The organism is Methanobrevibacter thaueri, from assembly GCF_015062915.1.
Taxonomy (GTDB): Archaea; Methanobacteriota; Methanobacteria; order Methanobacteriales; family Methanobacteriaceae; genus Methanocatella; species Methanocatella thaueri_B.
The window spans coordinates 76996-95748 of sequence record NZ_SUTJ01000004.1; the positions used below are offsets into that span (position 1 = coordinate 76996).

At 36.3% G+C, this 18753-nt stretch carries 29 protein-coding genes and 1 tRNA gene; 28 read left to right on the forward strand and 2 right to left on the reverse strand.

Annotated features, from left to right (window positions below; translation table 11 throughout):
* Nucleotides 1-10: 10 nt before the first annotated feature.
* The 27 genes from E7Z78_RS04015 (at nucleotide 11) to E7Z78_RS04145 (ending at nucleotide 16043) form a co-directional block, all read left to right on the forward strand.
* Nucleotides 11-475, forward strand: a complete 465-nt coding sequence (locus E7Z78_RS04015; protein WP_303723900.1) for a 50S ribosomal protein L22 — start codon at nucleotides 11-13, stop codon at nucleotides 473-475.
* Entirely contained in the window at nucleotides 475-1230 is a 756-nt protein-coding gene (locus tag E7Z78_RS04020; RefSeq protein WP_303723901.1) for a 30S ribosomal protein S3, read from the forward strand. Before E7Z78_RS04015 ends, E7Z78_RS04020 begins: the two co-directional genes overlap by 1 nt.
* Before the next feature lie 36 nt (nucleotides 1231-1266).
* Nucleotides 1267-1473 carry a 50S ribosomal protein L29 gene (rpmC, locus tag E7Z78_RS04025; protein WP_116591334.1) on the forward strand — a complete coding sequence of 69 codons (207 nt, stop codon included), beginning with the start codon at nucleotides 1267-1269 and terminating at the stop codon, nucleotides 1471-1473.
* On the forward strand, nucleotides 1474-1812 hold the full coding sequence (yciH, locus tag E7Z78_RS04030) for a stress response translation initiation inhibitor YciH (RefSeq protein WP_303723902.1): 339 nt from the start codon (nucleotides 1474-1476) through the stop codon (nucleotides 1810-1812).
* Between the two features lie 85 nt (nucleotides 1813-1897).
* Nucleotides 1898-2176, forward strand: coding sequence for a ribonuclease P protein component 1 (rnp1, locus tag E7Z78_RS04035; protein WP_303723903.1), 279 nt, complete (start codon nucleotides 1898-1900; stop codon nucleotides 2174-2176).
* Nucleotides 2177-2187: 11 nt separating this feature from the next.
* On the forward strand, nucleotides 2188-2505 hold the full coding sequence (locus E7Z78_RS04040; protein ID WP_295598965.1) for a 30S ribosomal protein S17: 318 nt from the start codon (nucleotides 2188-2190) through the stop codon (nucleotides 2503-2505).
* 5 nt (nucleotides 2506-2510) lie between these two features.
* Nucleotides 2511-2909: a 50S ribosomal protein L14 gene (locus E7Z78_RS04045; RefSeq protein ID WP_116591330.1), complete on the forward strand. Its 399-nt coding sequence runs from the start codon at nucleotides 2511-2513 to the stop codon at nucleotides 2907-2909.
* A gap of 9 nt (nucleotides 2910-2918) precedes the next feature.
* The gene (gene rplX, locus E7Z78_RS04050; protein ID WP_303723904.1) at nucleotides 2919-3269 is read left to right on the forward strand and encodes a 50S ribosomal protein L24; all 351 of its coding nucleotides are present in this window, start codon (nucleotides 2919-2921) and stop codon (nucleotides 3267-3269) included.
* A 1-nt stretch (nucleotide 3270) separates the two neighbouring features.
* Complete coding sequence (locus E7Z78_RS04055) at nucleotides 3271-3999, forward strand: 30S ribosomal protein S4e (RefSeq protein WP_303723905.1); 729 nt, start codon at nucleotides 3271-3273, stop codon at nucleotides 3997-3999.
* Complete coding sequence (locus E7Z78_RS04060) at nucleotides 3996-4508, forward strand: 50S ribosomal protein L5 (RefSeq protein ID WP_116591327.1); 513 nt, start codon at nucleotides 3996-3998, stop codon at nucleotides 4506-4508. Before E7Z78_RS04055 ends, E7Z78_RS04060 begins: the two co-directional genes overlap by 4 nt.
* Nucleotides 4509-4518: 10 nt before the next feature.
* A complete protein-coding gene (locus E7Z78_RS04065) occupies nucleotides 4519-4662 on the forward strand; it encodes a 30S ribosomal protein S14 (protein ID WP_116591326.1) in 144 nt (47 codons plus the stop codon).
* Nucleotides 4663-4673: 11 nt separating this feature from the next.
* Entirely contained in the window at nucleotides 4674-5066 is a 393-nt protein-coding gene (locus tag E7Z78_RS04070) for a 30S ribosomal protein S8 (RefSeq protein ID WP_116591325.1), read from the forward strand.
* An 8-nt stretch (nucleotides 5067-5074) separates the two neighbouring features.
* Nucleotides 5075-5611 carry a 50S ribosomal protein L6 gene (locus E7Z78_RS04075; protein ID WP_292740327.1) on the forward strand — a complete coding sequence of 179 codons (537 nt, stop codon included), beginning with the start codon at nucleotides 5075-5077 and terminating at the stop codon, nucleotides 5609-5611.
* Nucleotides 5612-5625: 14 nt separating this feature from the next.
* A complete protein-coding gene (locus tag E7Z78_RS04080) occupies nucleotides 5626-5955 on the forward strand; it encodes a 50S ribosomal protein L32e (RefSeq protein ID WP_292740325.1) in 330 nt (109 codons plus the stop codon).
* Between the two features lie 109 nt (nucleotides 5956-6064).
* Nucleotides 6065-6520, forward strand: coding sequence for a 50S ribosomal protein L19e (locus E7Z78_RS04085; protein ID WP_303723906.1), 456 nt, complete (start codon nucleotides 6065-6067; stop codon nucleotides 6518-6520).
* Nucleotides 6521-6522: 2 nt separating this feature from the next.
* Nucleotides 6523-7104, forward strand: a complete 582-nt coding sequence (locus tag E7Z78_RS04090) for a 50S ribosomal protein L18 (protein ID WP_303723907.1) — start codon at nucleotides 6523-6525, stop codon at nucleotides 7102-7104.
* A 2-nt stretch (nucleotides 7105-7106) separates the two neighbouring features.
* A complete protein-coding gene (rpsE, locus tag E7Z78_RS04095; RefSeq protein WP_116591320.1) occupies nucleotides 7107-7748 on the forward strand; it encodes a 30S ribosomal protein S5 in 642 nt (213 codons plus the stop codon).
* Between the two features lie 11 nt (nucleotides 7749-7759).
* Nucleotides 7760-8218, forward strand: a complete 459-nt coding sequence (locus E7Z78_RS04100) for a 50S ribosomal protein L30 (protein WP_303723908.1) — start codon at nucleotides 7760-7762, stop codon at nucleotides 8216-8218.
* 14 nt (nucleotides 8219-8232) lie between these two features.
* Nucleotides 8233-8670 (forward strand): uL15m family ribosomal protein, encoded by a 438-nt coding sequence (locus tag E7Z78_RS04105; RefSeq protein ID WP_303723909.1) that lies wholly within the window; start codon nucleotides 8233-8235, stop codon nucleotides 8668-8670.
* Between the two features lie 24 nt (nucleotides 8671-8694).
* Nucleotides 8695-10056 (forward strand): preprotein translocase subunit SecY, encoded by a 1362-nt coding sequence (gene secY / locus E7Z78_RS04110; RefSeq protein WP_303723910.1) that lies wholly within the window; start codon nucleotides 8695-8697, stop codon nucleotides 10054-10056.
* A gap of 39 nt (nucleotides 10057-10095) precedes the next feature.
* Nucleotides 10096-10656 carry an adenylate kinase gene (locus E7Z78_RS04115; RefSeq protein ID WP_303723911.1) on the forward strand — a complete coding sequence of 187 codons (561 nt, stop codon included), beginning with the start codon at nucleotides 10096-10098 and terminating at the stop codon, nucleotides 10654-10656.
* A 10-nt stretch (nucleotides 10657-10666) separates the two neighbouring features.
* On the forward strand, nucleotides 10667-11245 hold the full coding sequence (locus tag E7Z78_RS04120; protein ID WP_303723912.1) for a DUF106 domain-containing protein: 579 nt from the start codon (nucleotides 10667-10669) through the stop codon (nucleotides 11243-11245).
* Nucleotides 11246-11365: 120 nt separating this feature from the next.
* Entirely contained in the window at nucleotides 11366-11632 is a 267-nt protein-coding gene (locus E7Z78_RS04125; RefSeq protein ID WP_303723913.1) for a 50S ribosomal protein L34e, read from the forward strand.
* Complete coding sequence (gene cmk, locus E7Z78_RS04130) at nucleotides 11632-12153, forward strand: (d)CMP kinase (RefSeq protein ID WP_303723914.1); 522 nt, start codon at nucleotides 11632-11634, stop codon at nucleotides 12151-12153. Before E7Z78_RS04125 ends, cmk begins: the two co-directional genes overlap by 1 nt.
* Nucleotides 12154-12375 (forward strand): 50S ribosomal protein L14e, encoded by a 222-nt coding sequence (locus E7Z78_RS04135; protein WP_303723915.1) that lies wholly within the window; start codon nucleotides 12154-12156, stop codon nucleotides 12373-12375. It begins immediately after the preceding gene.
* Between the two features lie 83 nt (nucleotides 12376-12458).
* Entirely contained in the window at nucleotides 12459-13412 is a 954-nt protein-coding gene (locus E7Z78_RS04140) for an RNA-guided pseudouridylation complex pseudouridine synthase subunit Cbf5 (RefSeq protein ID WP_394354859.1), read from the forward strand.
* 330 nt (nucleotides 13413-13742) lie between these two features.
* Nucleotides 13743-16043: a transglutaminase domain-containing protein gene (locus tag E7Z78_RS04145; RefSeq protein ID WP_303723917.1), complete on the forward strand. Its 2301-nt coding sequence runs from the start codon at nucleotides 13743-13745 to the stop codon at nucleotides 16041-16043.
* Between the two features lie 51 nt (nucleotides 16044-16094).
* Here the strand turns inward: E7Z78_RS04145 and E7Z78_RS04150 are convergent, their stop codons facing one another.
* Together E7Z78_RS04150 and E7Z78_RS04155 are read right to left on the reverse strand one after the other, a co-directional pair.
* Nucleotides 16095-17867: a DUF2207 domain-containing protein gene (locus E7Z78_RS04150; RefSeq protein ID WP_303723918.1), complete on the reverse strand. Its 1773-nt coding sequence runs from the start codon at nucleotides 17865-17867 to the stop codon at nucleotides 16095-16097.
* A gap of 9 nt (nucleotides 17868-17876) precedes the next feature.
* A complete protein-coding gene (locus E7Z78_RS04155) occupies nucleotides 17877-18437 on the reverse strand; it encodes a LemA family protein (RefSeq protein WP_303723919.1) in 561 nt (186 codons plus the stop codon).
* Between the two features lie 208 nt (nucleotides 18438-18645).
* On the opposite strand from E7Z78_RS04155, the gene E7Z78_RS04160 reads away from it, so the two are divergent.
* Nucleotides 18646-18730, forward strand: a tRNA-Ser gene (locus E7Z78_RS04160).
* The last annotated feature ends 23 nt before the right edge of the window (nucleotides 18731-18753 follow it).

Consider the following 18753-nt stretch of genomic DNA (forward strand, 5'->3'; position numbering starts at 1 on the left):
AGATTAGAACATGGCTAACAAATATGCTTATAATGAAGAAGTTGATGAAGCAAAAACTGCACGTGCTATGGCAAAATCTCTTAAGATTTCCCCTAAGCACAGTGTTGAGATTTGCAGTGCAATCAGAGGAATGGAAGTAGGTAAAGCTAAAGCTTACTTAGAAGATGTTATTGAAATGAAAAAATCTGTTCCTTTCAAAAGACACAACAAAAAAGTTGGTCACAGAAAAGGACAAGAAGGATGGGCTGCTGGTAGATACCCTGTAAAAGCTGCAGAACAAATCTTAAAAGTATTAGAAAACGCTGAAGCTAACGCAGAGTACAAAGGTATGGACACTGAAAAATTAGTCATTGAACATATCTCATCCCACAGAGGAGTTGTTATTCCTGGTTACATCCCAAGAGCATTCGGTAGAATGACTCCATTCAATACTCCAACTACTCATATTCAAATTGTATTACAGGAGGCTAACTAATGATAGAAAAAGATTTTGTCCAAGAAGGCCTTAGAAGAACTAGAATTGATGAATACTTAGAAAAAGAACTTGAAAGAGCTGGATACGGTGGTATGGAAGTTCAAATCACACCTTTAGGTACCATGGTTATTGTTTACGCAGAAAGACCTGGTATGGTAATTGGTAGAGGTGGAAAAAACGTAAGATCTATCACTAACGTTCTTAAAACTGAATTTGGATTAGACAATCCTCAAATTGAAGTTAAAGAAGTTGAAGTTCCTGAACTCAACCCAAAAATCATGGCTTACAAAATTTCTAACATGTTACAAAGAGGTATGCACTTCAGAAGAGTAGCTTACTCTACTATCCGTAGGATCATGGGTGCAGGAGCTCAAGGTGTAGAAGTTACTATTTCTGGTAAAATCAGAGGTTCTAGATCTGCTGTAGCAAAATTCGTAGAAGGATACATCAAAAAATGTGGAGAACCTTCCATCAGATTAGTAGAAGAAGGTTTCGCTACTGCTGAATTAAAACCTGGTGTATTAGGTATTTATGTAAGAATTATGCCTCCGGAAACTGTATTGCCTGATTCAGTCGAAATTCTTCCTCCAAAAATGATCATTGAAGAAGATGGCGATGTCATCGAAGAAGAAATCGATGTTGAAACTGAAGAAGTCATCGAAGAAGAAATCATTGAGGAAATCGAAGATCTTGACGAATTAGAAGAAGTTGTTGAAGAAGAATCTACTGAAGAAGTAGAGGAAGACGATAGTTAAATATTTAAATTTAATTATCCCAAAAGAGTTGGAACAATGGCGATTTTAAGAAGTAAAGAAATTTGGGACATGGAAGTTGATGAGATTCAAGACAAATTAGTTGAACTCAGAACTGAATTATCCAAAAACGTTTCTAAAAGTGCAGCTGCTGGGGTAGTTGAAAACCCTGGAAAAATTAGAGAATTAAAAAGAACAATTGCTCGTGTTCTTACAATTTTAAATGAAAAACAAAAGGAGAATTAAATGTCAAAAATCTGTGATGTATGTGGGCTTCCTGAAGAACTTTGTGTTTGCGAAGAAATTGCACGTGAAGTTCAGACTCTAAAAGTATTTACAGTTAGAAGAAGATTCGGAAAACTCATGACTATTATCGAAGGTATAGATGAACACGATATTGATATCAAAGAGCTAACAAAAACTCTTAAAGCAAAATGCGCTTGTGGAGGAACTGCTAAAAACGGTCAAATAGAACTTCAAGGTGATCACAAGGTCAAAGTGAAACAAGTTTTATCCGACATGGGTTTCTCTTCAGATACTATCGAAATTCGTGAATCCAAAAAGAACAATAAGAAAAGGAGATAATTCATCTGTTCGATATGTTTTTCAATTAAATTTTGTAATTTTACTGCATAATTTATTGTAAATGTTACATTAAGAGATTGGGATTATGATTACTTCAAAGAATCTAGTGCATCATGAATTCATCGGTTTGGATGTGCATGCAACTAGCAAGAAGAACAAGTCTCTTAATTTAAAAGGAACTATAATTGATGAGACAAAAAATACCATTAAGATTGAAGGAAGTGACAATATAGAAAGGGTTATTCCTAAAAAAGGTTCTATATTTGTCTTTGAAATTCCTAACGGGGAAAAAATTGAAATTGATGGTGACATTTTGTCTATTCGTCCTGAAGATAGAATAAAAAAAAGGTTTAAAAAAATATAAATGGTGATAATATGGTTGGGCTTAACGTTCAAGAACCAGAAACTACATGTGATGATCCTAACTGCCCATTTCACGGAACTTTGCCTGTAAGAGGCCAAGTTCTTGAAGGCATTGTTGTAAGTAACAAAGCAGAAAGGACTATTACTGTTGAACGTAGTTACTATAAATTCATTAAAAAATATGAAAGATACGAAAAGAGGAAATCTAAAATCAATGTTCACAAACCAGATTGCTTAAATGTGAATGTTGGTGATTCTGTAAAAGTTGCAGAATGTAGACCATTAAGTAAAACTAAACATTTTGTTTTAGTTGAAGTTAAAGGAGAGTAATTATTATGAAACCATTAACCTCAAGCATGACTAAAGCATTACCAATTGGAGCAAGACTCCAATGTGTTGACAATACTGGTGCTCGTGAAATCGAAATCATTTCCGTAAAAGGATTCAAAGGTGTAAGAAGAAGGATCGACGTTGCTGGTGTTGGCGATTTAGTTGTTGCATCTGTTAAAAAAGGAACTGCAGATATGAGAAGAGAAGTTGTTAATGCAGTTGTAGTAAGACAAAAAAAGGAATATAGACGTGCTGATGGTCTTCGTGTTAAATTTGAAGATAATGCTGCAGTTATTATTACTCCTGAAGGAATATTAAAAGGATCTGAAATCAGAGGTCCTGTTGCTAAAGAAGCAGCTGACAGATGGCCTAGTGTTGGTAGTGCAGCAAGTATTTTAGTATAAGGTGAAAAAATGTCAATTCAACCAAGAAAACAAAGAAAAGCTCGTTACAATGCTCCTGCTCACGCACGTGGAAAATACCTCAGTGCTTCCTTAAGTAAAGATTTAAGAGAAAAAGTAGGCAAAAAATCTTTACCAGTAAGATCAGGAGACAAAGTTAGAGTAGTCCGTGGAGACTTTAAAGGACATGAAGGAGAAGTTCTCACTGTGGATTACAGTTCTTACAAAGTAACCATTGAAGAAGTTACTTTGGCTAAACCTGATGGAACCAGTTCATTTCTCCCAGTTGACCCATCTAACTTAGTTATTATTGAAGCAGATTTAAAAGATGATAGAAGAATAAAAAATAAAGGAGATAATTAATATGGCTAAAATGGGATCTAGAAAACATCTTAAAAGATATAAAGCACCAAAATCTTGGCCTATTCATCCTAAAGAAGACACATGGACTGTAAAACCTTCCGCAGGTGCACACTCCATTGATAAAGCTATTCCATTAACTTTAGTTATCAGAGATGTATTAAAATTAGCTGACAACGCAAGAGAAGCTAAAAGGATTATCAACTCAGGTAATGTTTTAGTAGATGGAAGAGTTGTTAAAGATTACAAGTTCCCAGTTGGATTCATGGATGTTGTTGAAATTCCAAAAACTGGTGAATCTTACAGAGTTCTTTTAGATAGAAAAGGAAGATTACAATTAGATTTAATCGAAGATTCAAGTGCTAAATTATCCAAGATTGTTAACAAATCCACTATTAAAGGTGGAAAAACTCAATTAAACCTTCACGATGGTAAAAACGTTATCATTGATGAAGATGCATACTCTGTTGGAGATGTTATTTGCTTAAAAGTACCTGAACAAGAAATTGTTGAAACCTACTCCTTACAAGAAGGAGCTACCGTTCTTGTTACTGGTGGTAAACACACCGGTGAATTAGGTACTGTATCCGAAATTATTGAAAATAAATCTTCTAATCCTAACACTATCATTATTGAAAATAGTGCAAAAGATGAATTCTTAACTTTAAAAGATTATGCATTTGTAGTTGGAAACGATGAACCAGTAATATCTTTATTGGAGGTTAATAAATGAACCCAATGAATGAAGTACGTATCGAAAAAGCTACTGTCAGTATTGGTGTTGGTGAAGCAGGTGAAAAATTATCACGTGCAATTACCCTTTTAGAAGAAATGTTCGATCAAACTCCTGTTAAAACTTTTTCTAAAGTTACTAACCCAGAATGGGGAATCAGGAAAAAACAACCAATCGCATGTAAATTAACCTTACGTGGAGAAAAAGCTGACAAAGCTATTGATATGGTATTAGAAGGTATTAGTAGAAATATTAAACCTACTCAATTTGATGCTCAAGGAAACCTTTCTTTCGGTATTAGAGAACATATTGATATCCCAGGTATGAGATACAACCCAGATATTGGTATTTTCGGTATGAATGTTTCTGTTACTTTTGAAAAACCAGGTTACAGAATTTCTAAAAGAAAAATCCAACAAAAGAAAGTTCCTCAAAAACATAGAATCTCAAAAGAAGAAACTATGAAATTTATGGAAGAAAATTTCAACGTAAATTATGTAACTGAATAAAGGTGATATTTTGCCAAGAAAATACGGTAAAGCTTCAAAAAAATGTAGTCGTTGTGGAGACCACTCTGCTATGGTAAGCAGATATGGTATAAATTTATGCAGACAATGTTTTAGGGAAGTAGCTCCTAAAATGGGTTTTAAAAAATATAATTAGAGGTTATAAATATGAGTCTTATGGATCCTCTCGCTGATGCTTTAACTAACATTAGAAATAACGAATTACAAGTGAACGACTCTTGTGTTATTTCTCCTGCTTCCAAATTAATTGGACAAGTTTTAAGCACTATGCAAAAAGAGAATTATATTGGTAATTTTGAATATGTTGATGACAACAGGGCAGGAAAATTCATAGTAGAATTAGAAGGTAACATTAACAAATGTGGTGTTATCAAACCTCGTCATGCTGTTAAAAAAGATGAATTTGAGAAATTTGAAAAAAGATATTTGCCAGCAAAAAACTTTGGTATTTTAATCGTCACAACTCCTGAAGGAATTATGACTCACTATGAGGCAAAAGAAAGGGGTATCGGCGGACGTTTGTTGGCTTACATGTATTAGGTGATAAAATGGTAGTAGCTGCAGCTATAAGGGAAGAAATTGAAATCCCTGAAGGCGTTGAAGTTATAATTGAAAACAATGTGGTTTCTGTAAAAGGACCAAATGGAGAAGACTCCAGAAAATTTACTTATCCTAATGTAAGTATTAAAGAAGAAGACGATGTTGTTGTTTTAGAAACAGCATTTCCTAAAAAGAAAGACAAAGCAATGATCGGAACTACAAGAGCACACATCAACAATATGATTATTGGTGTTACTGACGGTTTCGAATATCACATGAAAATTGTATTTGCTCACTTTCCAATGACTGTGAAAGTTCAAAATGATACAGTGGTAATTGACAACTTCCTCGGGGAAAGACACCCAAGAACCGCTAAAATTGTAGGTTCTGCTGAAGTATCAGTTAAAGGTGATGAGGTAACAATCACTGGTATTAATAAGGAACATGTTGGTCAAACTATGGCTAACTTAGAACAAGCAACTAAAATTAAAGGAAGAGATCCTAGAGTATTCCAAGACGGAATATACTTAACTAGCAAAGAATAGATTTGGTGATTTAAATGGCTAATAAAAGATTTAAAAGACAAGAATATGCTCGTTATAAAAAACTTGGAATCAAATGGAGACGCCCTAGAGGTAAAACCAGTAAAATGAGAAGATACGAAGCAGGCAAACCTGATATGCCAGCTATTGGTTACAGAACCCCTAGAGCAATAAGGGACTTACACCCTTCAGGGTATAATGATGTTCTTGTTCACAATATGCAAGAGTTAGAAGACTTAGACCCAGCTACTGACGCTGCAAGAATAAGTGCTTCTATCGGTAAAAGGAAAAAAGCTTTGATGTTAGAAAAAGCATCTGAGCTCGGAATTAAAGTATTAAATAAATAAATCATATTTATAAGTCGAATCAATTCCGGGGCTTTAATTTGAATTGATTTGACTGGTTAAATTAAAATTAGGGAATTTAGATTATTTGTCTAAATGGAGGATTATATACATGAATCTTACAACTCAAAAAAGATTAGCTGCTAGTATCCTCAAAGTAGGACTTAATCGTGTATGGATTGATCCAGAAAGATTAGAAGAAGTCTCTATGGCAATTACCAGAGAAGGTGTAAAGCAGTTAATTAACGATGGAGCTATTAAAGCAAAACCTCAAAAAGGTATTAGTAGCTACAGATCTAAAAAAATCAAAGAACAAAAAGCAAAAGGTAAAAGAAAAGGTAGAGGTAGTATTAAAGGGGCTCAAAAAGCACGTACACCTAAGAAAAAAGCATGGATGACTACTATCAGAGCTTTAAGAAAAGATCTTAAAGAAATGCGTGAAGAAGAAGTAATTGATGCTACTACCTATCGTAAATTATACAAGATGGCTAAGGGTGGCGCATTCAGAAGTAAATCTTACATGAGAAACTACGCCCGTGACCATGATTTAATTAAAGGAGAGGAATAAGCATGGCACAAGGAACTAAATATAAAGTAGCATTCAGAAGAAGAAGACAAGGAAAAACTGATTACGCAGCTAGAATGAAATTAGTCGATTACGACAAATCCCGTTTAGTTGTAAGAGTATCCAACTCTCACGCTACTGTTCAAGTTATCGATTACGCTCCTGAAGGAGATATTACTGTTGCATCCGCTGTAAGTAAACAATTAGCTAACTACGGTTACTTAGGTGCTACCGGTAACCTTTCAGCATTCTACTTAACTGCATACTTATGTGCTAAAAGAGCTTTAGCAGCTGGTGTTGAATATGCAATCTTAGACATTGGTTTAAAATCACCAATTAAAGGTTCTAAAATCTTTGCAGCTTTAAAAGGTGCATTAGACGCTGGTTTAGAAATCCCTCACGGTGACTTCATTTTCCCAGAAGATGAACGTATCAGAGGAGAACATGTTGCTAACTACGCTGAATCTTTAGATGCTGAAGAAGTAGCTAAAAAATTCTCAAAGTACTTTGAAAGAGGTCTCGACCCTAAAAAGTTACCTGAAAACTTTGATGAAACTGTTAAAAATATTGATGAGGCAGAGGTATAACTATGAGTTTTAATATTGATGAATGGGAACCTAAAACTAAAATGGGTAAATTAGTTAAAGATGGAACCATTACTGATATCGATGAAATCTTTGAAAAAGGTCTTCCAATTATGGAATTAGAAATAGTTGATGCCTTAATTCCAGATTTAGAAGAAGAAGTAATGGATGTTAACTTAGTTCAAAGGATGCATAAATCTGGTAGAAAAGTTAATTTCAGAGTAATTGTTGCTGTAGGTAACAAGAATGGTTACGTTGGATTAGGCCAAGGTAAAGCTAAAGAGGTCGGTCCTGCTATTAGAAAAGCTGTTGACAACGCTAAATACAACCTTATTAAAGTAAGAAGAGGTTGTGGAGATTGGGGTTGTGTTTGTGGAAGAGAACACACCGTACCTTTCAAAGTAACCGGTAAAACCAGTAGTGTAAGTGTTACTTTAATGCCAGCTCCTGCAGGTGTAGGATTAGTAGTTGGAGATGTCGGTAAAACTATCTTAAAACTCGCTGGTATTCACGATGTATGGTCTCAAACTTTCGGTCAAACTCAAACCACAGTTAACTTTGCTAACGCTGTATTTGATGCTTTAAAAGAATTAAGTAACGTTAAAGCAAGTAAAGAAGATCTCAAGAAAATGGGAGTTAACTACTAAATGGTGATATCATGTATTTAGTTATTAGAGTTAGAGGAACTACCGGTGTCATTAAAAATATTGCAGACACCTTAGATATGTTAAGACTTAACAGAATCAGCCATGCAGTGTTAGTTGAAGAAAATCCTAGTTACGAAGGTATGCTTCAAAAAGCTAAGGATTACATCACCTGGGGAGAAATCGACGCTGAATTCGTTGCAGCTATGATTGCTAAAAGAGGAAGACTCCCAGGTAATGTGAAAGTTACTGACGAGTATGTAGCTGAAAATACTGATTACGCTAATATCGAAGAATTGGCTAAAGCTGTAGTTGAATCTAAAGTTAAATTAGCTGATGTAGGTATTAAACCTGTATTCCGTTTACACCCTCCAAGAAAAGGTTACGAAGATATCCGTTTATCTGTTAAAGAAGGTGGATCTTTAGGTTACAGGGGAGAAGAAATTAAAGACCTTGGTAAAAGAATGCTTTAAACAGGTGAGTATTTATGATTAGAACAAAACGTAAAATCAACAAACAAAGAGGTTCTAGATCCAACGGTGGAGGATGTACCAAAAAACGTAGAGGTGCAGGTAACAAAGGTGGAAAAGGTAAAGCAGGTATGGGTAAACAACACTGGACCTGGACTGTAATCCACGACCCAAACCACTTCGGAAAACATGGTTTCAAAAGACCTCAAAAAATGATTAAAAAAGTCAACACTGTTAACTTAAATTACTTAGAAGAGCATGCTGACGATTTAATTGCAAAAGGAATTGCATCCAAAGATGGAGACGCAATCGTTATTGATGTTACTGAATTAGGTTATGACAAAGTTTTAGCTAAAGGTAAAATTACCAAAGCTTACAAAATCTCAGCACCTCAATTCTCAGCATCTGCTATTGAAAAAATTGAAGAATTAGGAGGAGAAGCTATATTATTATAGCTTTATCCTTAATCAGGGGATAAAATGTCATCATTAGAAGTATTAGAGCCAATATTTAAAGTTATTCCAGAAGTTAAATCTCCGGTTCACAGGGAAGATTTTAATGAGAAACTTAAATGGACAGCTGTTGTCTTAATTTTATATTTCTTTTTAACTCAAATACCATTATATGGTTTAGCTCCTGGAGCTATTGACAGTTTTGCTCAATTAAGAGCAGTTATGGCTGGAAGTTTTGGTTCCATTCTTACATTAGGAATTGGCCCTATTGTTACTGCTTCTATTGTTTTACAATTATTAGTTGGTTCAAATCTTTTAGATTTGGACCTTTCATCCCATAAGGACAAGTCTCATTTCCAGGCAACACAAAAGGTTTTATCCATTGTGTTCACAGTGTTTGAGGCAAGTGTTTTAGTACTTACCGGAAACCTAGTCCCTATTGACGGATCATATACTTGGTTATTAATCCTCCAACTTGTTCTTGGTGCGTTGGTTATCATCTACCTTGATGAAGTTGTTTCAAAATGGGGATTCGGTAGTGGTATTGGTTTGTTCATTGCTGCTGGTGTATGTCAAGCAATTATGGTAGGTTCATTCAGTATTTTACCTGGTACTGATGGATTTTTAGCTGGTATCATTCCAAAATTCATCCAACAAATCATGGCTGGTACTCCTGACTTATCTATTTTAATCCCATTGATTGCAACTATTATCGTATTCTTAGTTGTATTATATGGTGAATCAATGAGAGTGGAAATTCCTATTTCTCATGGTAGTGTAAGAGGACATGGTAGAATCAGAGGATCTGTTGGTAAATATCCATTGAAATTTGTTTACTCAAGTAACATGCCGGTAATTTTAACAAGTGCTTTACTTGTAAACGTAACTTTATTTGCTAATGTTTTCCAAAAAATAGGAGTTCCTATTTTAGGCCATATGCAACAAGGTAAACCTGTTGATGGTATTGCATGGTTGTTATCCACACCAAGTTTGCAAAACTTCGTCACTGAACCAATACATGTTTTAGTTTATGCAGTATTCTTCATTGCATGCTGTATGTTATTCTCATACTTATGGGTTGAAATCAGTGGTTTGAATGCTAAAAAGATTTCAGAACAACTTCACAAATCAGGTATTCAAATTCCAGGTTTCAGAAGTAGTAAACGTCAATTATATAAAATTTTGAAAAAGTATATTCCTGCACTTACCCTTATCAGTGGTATCTATGTAGGTCTTATTGCTTTCCTCGCAGACTTGACCGGTGCTTTAGGTGGAGGTACTGGTGTATTGCTTACTGTAGGTATTCTTCACAAGCTATACGAAGAAATGGCTGAAGAACAACTCATGTCCGCAAATCCTGTCCTTAGGAAAGTTTTAGGAGGAGATTAATTTCTCTCCTATTCTCTTTTATTTAAACGAGGGATTAAAATGAAATTAGTAGTATTAACAGGGATTCCAGGTTCTGGTAGTACCACATTACTTGGAAAAGCATTAGAAGAAGTTGATTATGTCCACTTAAACTACGGAGACATAATGACTGAAATTGCAATTAAGGAAAAAATTGTAAATGACAGGGACGCTTTAAGGAAATTGCCTGCTGAAACACAAAAAGAAATTCAGGCTAAAGCAGCTAAAGAAATCAAAGCAAGATCCGAAAAGGATAATGTTATTGTAGATACTCACTGTACCATTAACACTCCTGCTGGATTTTTACCAGGACTTCCAATTTGGGTTTTAGAAGAATTACAACCTGATCAATTCATTTTAATTGAAGCAAATCCTGATGAGATTATTTACAGAAGATTAAATGATGATACTCGTGAAAGAGATATTCAAAAAGTGAAAGAGATTGAATTGCATCAACAAATGAACAGGGCAACCTCAATGGCTTATGCTACTTTAACCGGTGCAACTGTCAAAATTGTTGCAAATCATGACAATCATTTAAATTCTTCAGTTAAGAAATTGGTAAATGTATTAAAATTATAGGTGATTAATTATGCCAGATATAATGGGAATGGTTTACGGTGCATTGAATACAATCTTTAATCCTATTTTAGCTTTGGATCCGAATCCAACTAATCCTGCATTAACTGTATTGATCATTGCATTTTTCGTTTCATTAATCACAACTATTGCTAACAAGTATTTAGTTGACCAAGATGAAATGAATGCTATCCAAGAGCGTAATAAAGCTTTCCAAAAAGAGTTACGTGACGCTCAAAAAAGAGGAGACGGTAAAAAAATTGCAGAGCTCCAGGCTAAACAGACCGAAATGATGAAAGACCAATCTGCTATGATGTCCAATCAGTTCAAGCCTATGATTGTAACTTTCGTTCCGATCATTTTGATTTTCTTCTGGATGAGAACATCTGCAATCAGTAACTTGGTTATCATTTTGCCTCCGTCCGTTTATTGGGTTACTTTAACACCATTATGGCATGTAATCGGTAGCATTTTCTATGGTGGTCAAGCCACTATCCCATATGGTATCGGTTGGTTATTATGGTATATGATTTGTACTTTCGGTATGAGTCAGATACTAAGAAAATTTTTAGGTTTCAAACAAGGGTTCTAATTTAACCCTTTTTCCATACATTTATTAATAATGAGAAATATATATTATAGTATTCTATTTTGAATACGCTATTACACAATTATTATATAATTTATTTAAAAATTAATTTAAGGTGATTAAATGCCTGCAAATAGGTTTAGATCAAGATCATATAAAAGAGTTCGCAAAAACACTCCCGGAGGGGAAAATGTTTTAAGATACAAAAAGAAAAAACCATCTAAGCATGTTTGTGCTGAGTGTGGTGCAGTCTTACATGGTGTTCCTCGTGGACGTCCATATGAAATTGGAAAATTATCAAAAACAGCTAAAAGACCTAACCGTCCTTACGGTGGTTACTTATGTTCAAGCTGTGCTCGTAAACTTTTCAAACAAGAGGCTAGAAAATAATGATAATTACTATCGGCGGATTAGCTGGAACCGGAACAACAACCACTGCTGAGTTACTCTCAGAAAAACTGGATATTCCATACATCTCTGCAGGTTTTGTCTTTAGGGAAATGGCTGCGGAAAAAGGAATGAGCGTTCTTGAATTCAGTGAATTTGCTGAAGGTAATGATGATATTGATAAAGAAATAGACAAAAGGCAAGCTCAAAAAGCTAAGGAAGCAGAAAACCTCATTGTCGAAGGAAGATTATCCGCATACTTTGTGGACAATGCCGACTTGCGACTATGGTTGGTGACTCCTTTTGATGTTCGTTCACAAAGAATTGCTGAAAGGGAAGAAAAAACTGTTGAAATAGCAAAAGATGAAATAATCATTCGTGAAGAGAGCGAAGCCTTAAGGTACATGGAAATCCATAACATTGACATCAGCAATATGGATATCTATGACTTAATTATAAATACTGATACCTTCGATCCTGAAAGCGTATCAGAAATCATTATTCAAACATTAAAGGTGATATAAATGGCATCAATCGAAGTAGGTAGAGTATGTGTTAAAACTGCTGGTAGAGAAGCAGGCGAAAAATGCGCAATCGTTGAAATTATCGATGAAAACTATGTAGAAGTTATTGGTGAAGCTGTTAAAAACAGAAGATGTAACATCGCTCACTTAGAACCAACTGCAGATTCCATCGATGTTTCTGGTGATGCAGAATCTATCAAAGCAGCTTTAGCTGACTTATAAAATTCAATGAATAATTAAAAAAAATTATTCATAACTTTTTTTATTTACTATTTTTTTAAGGGTACTTTTTCATGAAATTCAATATGGTTAAAAAATCTGAAGGATTCACTTCTCCTGATTTCGGCTGCAAGCCTGAAGACAGGCCGATTGAAGAATACATTTCTCATGGTGTTATCAATTTGGACAAGCCATCCGGACCGACATCTCATGAAATAGACTCTTGGGTTAAACGCATATTAAACCTGGAAAAATCCGGTCACGGAGGGACACTTGACCCTAAGGTTACTGGTATTTTACCAGTGGGACTTAATGATGCAACCCGTGCAATACAACTGTTATTGACCGCTCCAAAGGAGTATGTCTGTCTTTTGACTTTCCATCAGGATGTTGATGAGGAAAGGATTCGTGAAGTTTTCGCTGAATTTACAGGAAAGATTTTCCAATTGCCTCCTGTTAAAAGTGCAGTGAAACGTGAAATGAGAACCCGTAACATTTACTATTCAACAATCTATGAGATAGAAGGTCGTGACGTGCTTTTCAGGATTGGTTGTGAAGCCGGAACATATGTCAGAACCTATTGCCACAATATAGGTGAGGCATTGGGTGTAGGAGCACATATGGCAGAGCTTAGAAGAACACAAGTCGGTTCATTTAATGAAAAGAACAATCTGGTGACATTGCAGGATGTTACCGATGCATATCACTTCTGGAAGGAAGATGGTGATGAGTCATTCCTGCGCAACTCAATAATGCCAATGGAAAGGGCTGCAGATTACCTTCCAAAGATTATCATAAAGGACTCAGCCGTTGATGCGGTTTGCCATGGTGCGGATCTTGCCAATGGTGGTATTGTTGAACTGGCGGACAGTATCCAGAAAAATGATATTGTGGCTATTGAAACTCTCAAGGGAGAGTTGGTCGGTGCTGGAAATTCATTATTGACTTCTAATGAGATTTTGGATGCGGACAGTGGGTTTGCCGTCAATGTCAATAAGGTTTTCATGAAACCTGATACATATCCAAGGTTTTGGAAATAATTTTTCCACTTAAACTCATTTAATTTTTAATATTCAAACTTATATTACTTTAATTTTCAATTAAACTATTTTTATTAATTTATTTAACATATAAGAATGCAAGTGAGCACTTGCTTGCGAAAAACTTTATATATGGATAGTTTTATATATTTACTTGTACTTTTAAGTACTTTTGATACTCGATTAACCTAGATGGGTGAATTCCTAAACTTTTTTAAATTCGCCTGTCTATTTTCTCCCTTTGTAATTTATTTTTGAATATCCAAAAACTTTATATTTAATTTTTCAGTTATATTATTATATGAAAGTTAGAGTTGGAGGTTATTAATTTTGAACAAAAGATTTGTTCTACCGATATTTTTTGTATTAATTCTTATTTTTTCAATCACTGCGATTCAAGCAGGGGATGTTAACTCAACAGTAGCAAGCATTAATGCTAATGAAACTCTAACAATTGATTCAAACTTGGATGCTTTAGCAGAAGATTTTTCAAATGATAAGGCTAAAAACAGTACAGAGTTAGCACCGCAATCCGATAATATCTACTATTATGGGGATTATAATGTTTCCTTGAAGGATTCAAATACCAACAATAGTCTTGAAGGCAAGCAAATCCGTTTAGTTATAAACGACGTTAATTATACAATCGTTACTGGAATTTCAGGCATTGCAGGGCTAAACTTGAATTTAACACCTGGAAAATATAGTGTATCAGCATATTTTGACGGGGATGAGCTATTTGAGTCCAGCAATTTCACCTCCACTTTTTCAATACTTCCAACAGTCACATCTAAGGATATAACTAAATATTACAAGGGAGGCACAAAATACACTGCAACTTTCTATGACAGTCTGGGCAATCCATTGGCAAACAGAAATGTTGCAATTAGTGTCAACGGAAAGTCATACACTGCAAAAACCAACAGTAAGGGTGTTGTCAGCTTGGCGGTTAACCTAAAACCAGGAACCTATAAGGTTATTGCAACAGATCCAATCACAGGTTATAAGATGACAACCACCTTCAGGATATTGTCAACAATCAGCTCAAGCAACCTGAACAAGGTTGAAGGTGACGGCAGGAAATTCACGGTTAAGTTTTTTACTAGCAACGGAAAAGCCTTAACCAAAAAATATGTTAAAATCAAATTCAAGGGAAAGACTAAAAAGTATAAGACAAATGCTGCTGGAAAAGTTAGCTTGCCTGTCAAAAAGCTTAAAAAGGGAACATATTATGTAACCTGTTACAATAACGGATTAACCAAAACCTATAAAATCAAGGTGTTCAAGAAAAAGGCATCCACCAAACTGACCGCATGGGATTACACATACTATACAAATCAGACAAAAACCATCAAGGTTAAGCTGTCAACCGCTTTGAATGACTATTCAAACATTGGAAAGGTCATTAAGATAAAGGTCAACGGAAAAACATATTACAAAAAAACAGACTCTAAGGGTATGGTTACTTTTAACCTTCCGGCTTTAAAAAAGGGTCTTTACAAGGTCCAATACACTTATGATGGAACCAAATACTTCAAAAAGGCAAGTTCAACAAGGCTATTGACAATACTTGATACCAGAACCACAGAACTGAATGTTAAGGGCATAACCAGTTTCGGTTATGGTGCGGGCTCATCCCTAACGGTCGCCTACACTGCAGGTGGCGTTCCATTGGCCAAGAAAAGCGTTTCCATTACTTTGAATGGTATCACTTACACTGAAACCACCGACAATAAGGGACTGGTGTATCTGCCGATTGACTTGGATATTGGAAAATATGAAGTTAGCTATGAGGCTGAGGGCGACTCTAAGGTTGACGGCACATCCGGTTCAAGCTTTATTGACGTATTCAAAAGGGAACCATCGAAAGTAACCTGGAAAAGTCCAAAAACCTTCAAGGACGCCTGGCAGGCTTTCAAGATATTGGTGAGGGATTCAAATGGGAATCCGATTTTAGGCAAAAGCGTTAAATTGACAATCGACGGCGAATCCTATTATGCAAAAACCGATTCCAAAGGATATGCAACAGTCAAGACAAGCGTTGCAATAGGTCATTATAAGGTTTCATTCAAATTCCTCGGAAGCAATGACTTTGCACCTAGTGCCTCATCAAAAACAATTAAGGTTAAGCTGTCAACGTATAAGAATGGTATAAACCAGAAGAACACCATTTCATACCTCAAGTCATATATTAAATCATCCAGCCACTGTAAGGTCGGAACTAAGGCAATCAAGAAACTGGTTAAATCCCTGACTAAAGGCAAGAAGTCCAAAGTGGACAAGGCAAGGGCAATATTCAATTGGGTAAGGGACAACCTTGGCTACAGCTACTATTATGACACTAAATACGGTGCAACAAAAACATTGAAGTATATGAGAGGTAACTGTGTCGATCATTCACACTTGCTGGTTTCAATGTTCAGGACTGCAGGTTTAAAGGCAAGATATGTCCATGGAGTGTGCAAGTTCCCTTACAGTGGAACCACAGGCCATGTATGGACTCAGGTGCTAATCGGAAAGAACTGGGTCTGCGCCGATGCGACCAGCTACAGGAATTCCCTTGGAAAGATTGCCAATTGGAACACCAAGTCATATCACATTCACGCTAAGTATGCAAGCTTGCCGTTCTAGTGTGTGATGGAAAAATTATTTTATATTAAAAAAGAAAAAGGAAGTGGGAAGCTAGAACGCTCCACCGCCTCCACCTCCTGATCCTCCTCCAAGGCCGCCGAAGCCTCCTGAGTCGGATGAAGGATTTGCAGCACTTTCACCTGTTCTGAATGCGGAATACATCAGGCCATAACCGCCATAGTAATGATACATGAACAAATCATCTTCATAATCCAGGTAATTTGGAACCTGGAGTTTCATGTTCTCATAGACCTTGTCAGCTATTCCAAGAGCCGCACCATAAATCAGGTACTTCCTCCAGACAACTATTGATTCCGGAGGGTGTTCGTTAATTAAACTGTTGTCCTTCAAGAACTTCTTGAAGTTTCTCCATTTAAGATAGAAGGTCCTACCATTTTCAGTCCATCTTCCAAAAATATCCTCGTTAAGACGCATCAGAACTAATGAAATTATGATGAGTAATATGCCGCCAACAAGTGCGAACACTCCACTTTTAAGTTCTGTTGTGAAACCCAATATTGCAATAATCGCTCCAAAGGCAAGGCCACCTATTGAAATTGCGGCTATTGCTGTTGAACCCCTGTCATCAAAGTATTCCGGCAGGTTTATCTGGTCCTTAACTGTTTCTTCCCAGTGTTCAAACTGGCTCATGAACCATTTTGCATTGGTTTCAGAAGACAATTGGGAATTCAATGCGGAAAGATTCAGTGTATTGTTTTGGGAGAAATGCTTCAAGGTGTTGAACACTATCTGTTCGCTTGTGCTTAACTCGGAAAACTTCTCATTGTTGAATGTTAAAATCAAATCGTTAAGTTCTGTGTCAACATCCGCTTCCTGGAACAGTCTGAATGCCTTCTTGTCGATGAGGTTCATGATTGACGCTTCAAAGCCCTTCATATTAGGGGTTCCAAGGTCTGTCCTGTCCTCAATCAATGCATTGATCACTTCTGGCGGGTCATTTGTCGGCAGGTCTCGCTCATAGATTCCGTCATATTCCACCTTAGGCTCCCTTCCATATTTCAGATAGGTCACCACGGCACCGACAGGACTCAGTATTGAAAGCAATCCTAAAATCAGGTATGTTGTGTTCCAAAAGTTGCGTCCGTTGACGCTGTTCTCAAGATTCTTCATGATCATGTCACGCCCGTCACGGTTCACATGCTTTGCATAGGTTGCATCATCAAAATCGTCCAACGGCATAAGGACAAGAATTTCATAGAAGTCCCCTTCAGGAATTGATGTTGTGGTTGCTGTAATTGTGTTGCCTTTCAGGTCACTTGTAACGTTGAATTCCTGCGGGTTCAGGAAGTACTCGTTGCCGGTCTTGCCGGGCAGCTTGACATTAACATTAACCTCTTCGACTCCAACATCCCATTCGTCTCCCCAGAGCTTGTATTGGAGTCCTCCAACATCATTGAAAAGGGTTACGACATTTTTCATGTCATAATGAATGTGGACTTTAACGTCACAGTCGCTGATGCCTCTTGTATGGGCAGCATCGGAGTAGAGATAGATTTTCAGATGCTTTTTACCGTCCTCATCGCTTTGCTTAAGTACGGGATAGGCTCCCTCGGCGTAAACCTCAATGTTGTCTATGCTTTCTCCAGGCTTCAGGGGAATGTCTCGATAGACTCCGTTGAATGAGCCGTCAAAAGAGTAATCGTACTCCTCCTCCACATGCAATAGGCCGTTACTTCCAACTGTCAGGTCAATGAATGCTTGATCTATTGTGTAGCTTCTGTCGTCATCTGCGGTTACTGCGCTTAGGGTTGAAAATAATAATAAAAAAAGTAGAATTATAATAAATGTGTTTTTAACATTCATATAATTCACCTACTCAAATTTCACTTCCGGCACGGCTGTTTCACTTGCAGGAGCTTCGAAGTAGGTTTCTTCCTTAAATCTAAAGATTTTTGCCATGAGGCTGCTTGGGAATTGTTGGCAAGCGTTGTTGTATTTCAAGACAACATCATTGTAGAACTGTCTTGCATAAGCGATTTTGTCTTCGGTTTCGCTTAATTCAGTTTGCAATTGTTGGAAATTGCTGTTTGCCTTTAAGTCAGGGTAGTTTTCAGCAACAGCAAACAGTGTTTTCAATGCTCCGGTCAACTGATTGTCCGCAGCGCTTGTTTCCTCAATGCTTGTTGCGTTCATGACTCCTGTCCTGGCTTTTGTCACTTCTTCAAGAACACCTTTTTCATGAGCAGCATAGCCCTTAACGGTTTCGACAAGGTTAGGTATCAGGTCGTTTCTTCTTTTAAGTTGAACATCTATTTGCGCATAGCTGTTTTTCACGCGGTTTCTAAGTCCAACCAGGTTATTGTACATGTGCACGAATGTCACTATAACAAAAATAACCAGTATTACCATTATTATTATAAATAGGATATCCATTATATCACCTAATTAATAATATATTAAGGTATAAAATATAATTTGCCATTTGATTTAATAACCATGAAAAATATAATATTTCATGAGAATAGCATTTTTTATTAAAATCTTAGTTTTAAGCAAACCTTTATATAGGTTGACAATTAAATATTATTTTATCATATTATTCTAGACAATATGATGGACAAGTATTGCTAACTATTTTAATGCCGAGATAGTCTAGCCTGGTAAGGCGCGAGACTGGAAATCTCGTGGGCGTTCAGCCCTCCTGGGTTCAAATCCCAGTCTCGGCGTTTATTAGTTTTTAACTATATTT

Excerpts from the sequence above, each read along its gene's own strand:
- E7Z78_RS04015 (WP_303723900.1), top strand. The coding sequence starts at position 11 with ATGGCTAACAAATATGCTTATAATGAAGAAGTTGATGAAGCAAAAACT.
- E7Z78_RS04020 (WP_303723901.1), top strand. The coding sequence starts at position 475 with ATGATAGAAAAAGATTTTGTCCAAGAAGGCCTTAGAAGAACTAGAATT.
- rpmC (WP_116591334.1), top strand. The coding sequence starts at position 1,267 with ATGGCGATTTTAAGAAGTAAAGAAATTTGGGACATGGAAGTTGATGAG.
- yciH (WP_303723902.1), top strand. The coding sequence starts at position 1,474 with ATGTCAAAAATCTGTGATGTATGTGGGCTTCCTGAAGAACTTTGTGTT.
- rnp1 (WP_303723903.1), top strand. The coding sequence starts at position 1,898 with ATGATTACTTCAAAGAATCTAGTGCATCATGAATTCATCGGTTTGGAT.
- E7Z78_RS04040 (WP_295598965.1), top strand. The coding sequence starts at position 2,188 with ATGGTTGGGCTTAACGTTCAAGAACCAGAAACTACATGTGATGATCCT.
- E7Z78_RS04045 (WP_116591330.1), top strand. The coding sequence starts at position 2,511 with ATGAAACCATTAACCTCAAGCATGACTAAAGCATTACCAATTGGAGCA.
- rplX (WP_303723904.1), top strand. The coding sequence starts at position 2,919 with ATGTCAATTCAACCAAGAAAACAAAGAAAAGCTCGTTACAATGCTCCT.
- E7Z78_RS04055 (WP_303723905.1), top strand. The coding sequence starts at position 3,271 with ATGGCTAAAATGGGATCTAGAAAACATCTTAAAAGATATAAAGCACCA.
- E7Z78_RS04060 (WP_116591327.1), top strand. The coding sequence starts at position 3,996 with ATGAACCCAATGAATGAAGTACGTATCGAAAAAGCTACTGTCAGTATT.
- E7Z78_RS04070 (WP_116591325.1), top strand. The coding sequence starts at position 4,674 with ATGAGTCTTATGGATCCTCTCGCTGATGCTTTAACTAACATTAGAAAT.
- E7Z78_RS04075 (WP_292740327.1), top strand. The coding sequence starts at position 5,075 with ATGGTAGTAGCTGCAGCTATAAGGGAAGAAATTGAAATCCCTGAAGGC.
- E7Z78_RS04080 (WP_292740325.1), top strand. The coding sequence starts at position 5,626 with ATGGCTAATAAAAGATTTAAAAGACAAGAATATGCTCGTTATAAAAAA.
- E7Z78_RS04085 (WP_303723906.1), top strand. The coding sequence starts at position 6,065 with ATGAATCTTACAACTCAAAAAAGATTAGCTGCTAGTATCCTCAAAGTA.
- E7Z78_RS04090 (WP_303723907.1), top strand. The coding sequence starts at position 6,523 with ATGGCACAAGGAACTAAATATAAAGTAGCATTCAGAAGAAGAAGACAA.
- rpsE (WP_116591320.1), top strand. The coding sequence starts at position 7,107 with ATGAGTTTTAATATTGATGAATGGGAACCTAAAACTAAAATGGGTAAA.
- E7Z78_RS04100 (WP_303723908.1), top strand. The coding sequence starts at position 7,760 with ATGTATTTAGTTATTAGAGTTAGAGGAACTACCGGTGTCATTAAAAAT.
- E7Z78_RS04105 (WP_303723909.1), top strand. The coding sequence starts at position 8,233 with ATGATTAGAACAAAACGTAAAATCAACAAACAAAGAGGTTCTAGATCC.
- secY (WP_303723910.1), top strand. The coding sequence starts at position 8,695 with ATGTCATCATTAGAAGTATTAGAGCCAATATTTAAAGTTATTCCAGAA.
- E7Z78_RS04115 (WP_303723911.1), top strand. The coding sequence starts at position 10,096 with ATGAAATTAGTAGTATTAACAGGGATTCCAGGTTCTGGTAGTACCACA.
- E7Z78_RS04120 (WP_303723912.1), top strand. The coding sequence starts at position 10,667 with ATGCCAGATATAATGGGAATGGTTTACGGTGCATTGAATACAATCTTT.
- E7Z78_RS04125 (WP_303723913.1), top strand. The coding sequence starts at position 11,366 with ATGCCTGCAAATAGGTTTAGATCAAGATCATATAAAAGAGTTCGCAAA.
- cmk (WP_303723914.1), top strand. The coding sequence starts at position 11,632 with ATGATAATTACTATCGGCGGATTAGCTGGAACCGGAACAACAACCACT.
- E7Z78_RS04135 (WP_303723915.1), top strand. The coding sequence starts at position 12,154 with ATGGCATCAATCGAAGTAGGTAGAGTATGTGTTAAAACTGCTGGTAGA.
- E7Z78_RS04140 (WP_394354859.1), top strand. The coding sequence starts at position 12,459 with ATGGTTAAAAAATCTGAAGGATTCACTTCTCCTGATTTCGGCTGCAAG.
- E7Z78_RS04150 (WP_303723918.1), bottom strand. The coding sequence starts at position 17,867 with ATGAATGTTAAAAACACATTTATTATAATTCTACTTTTTTTATTATTA.
- E7Z78_RS04155 (WP_303723919.1), bottom strand. The coding sequence starts at position 18,437 with ATGGATATCCTATTTATAATAATAATGGTAATACTGGTTATTTTTGTT.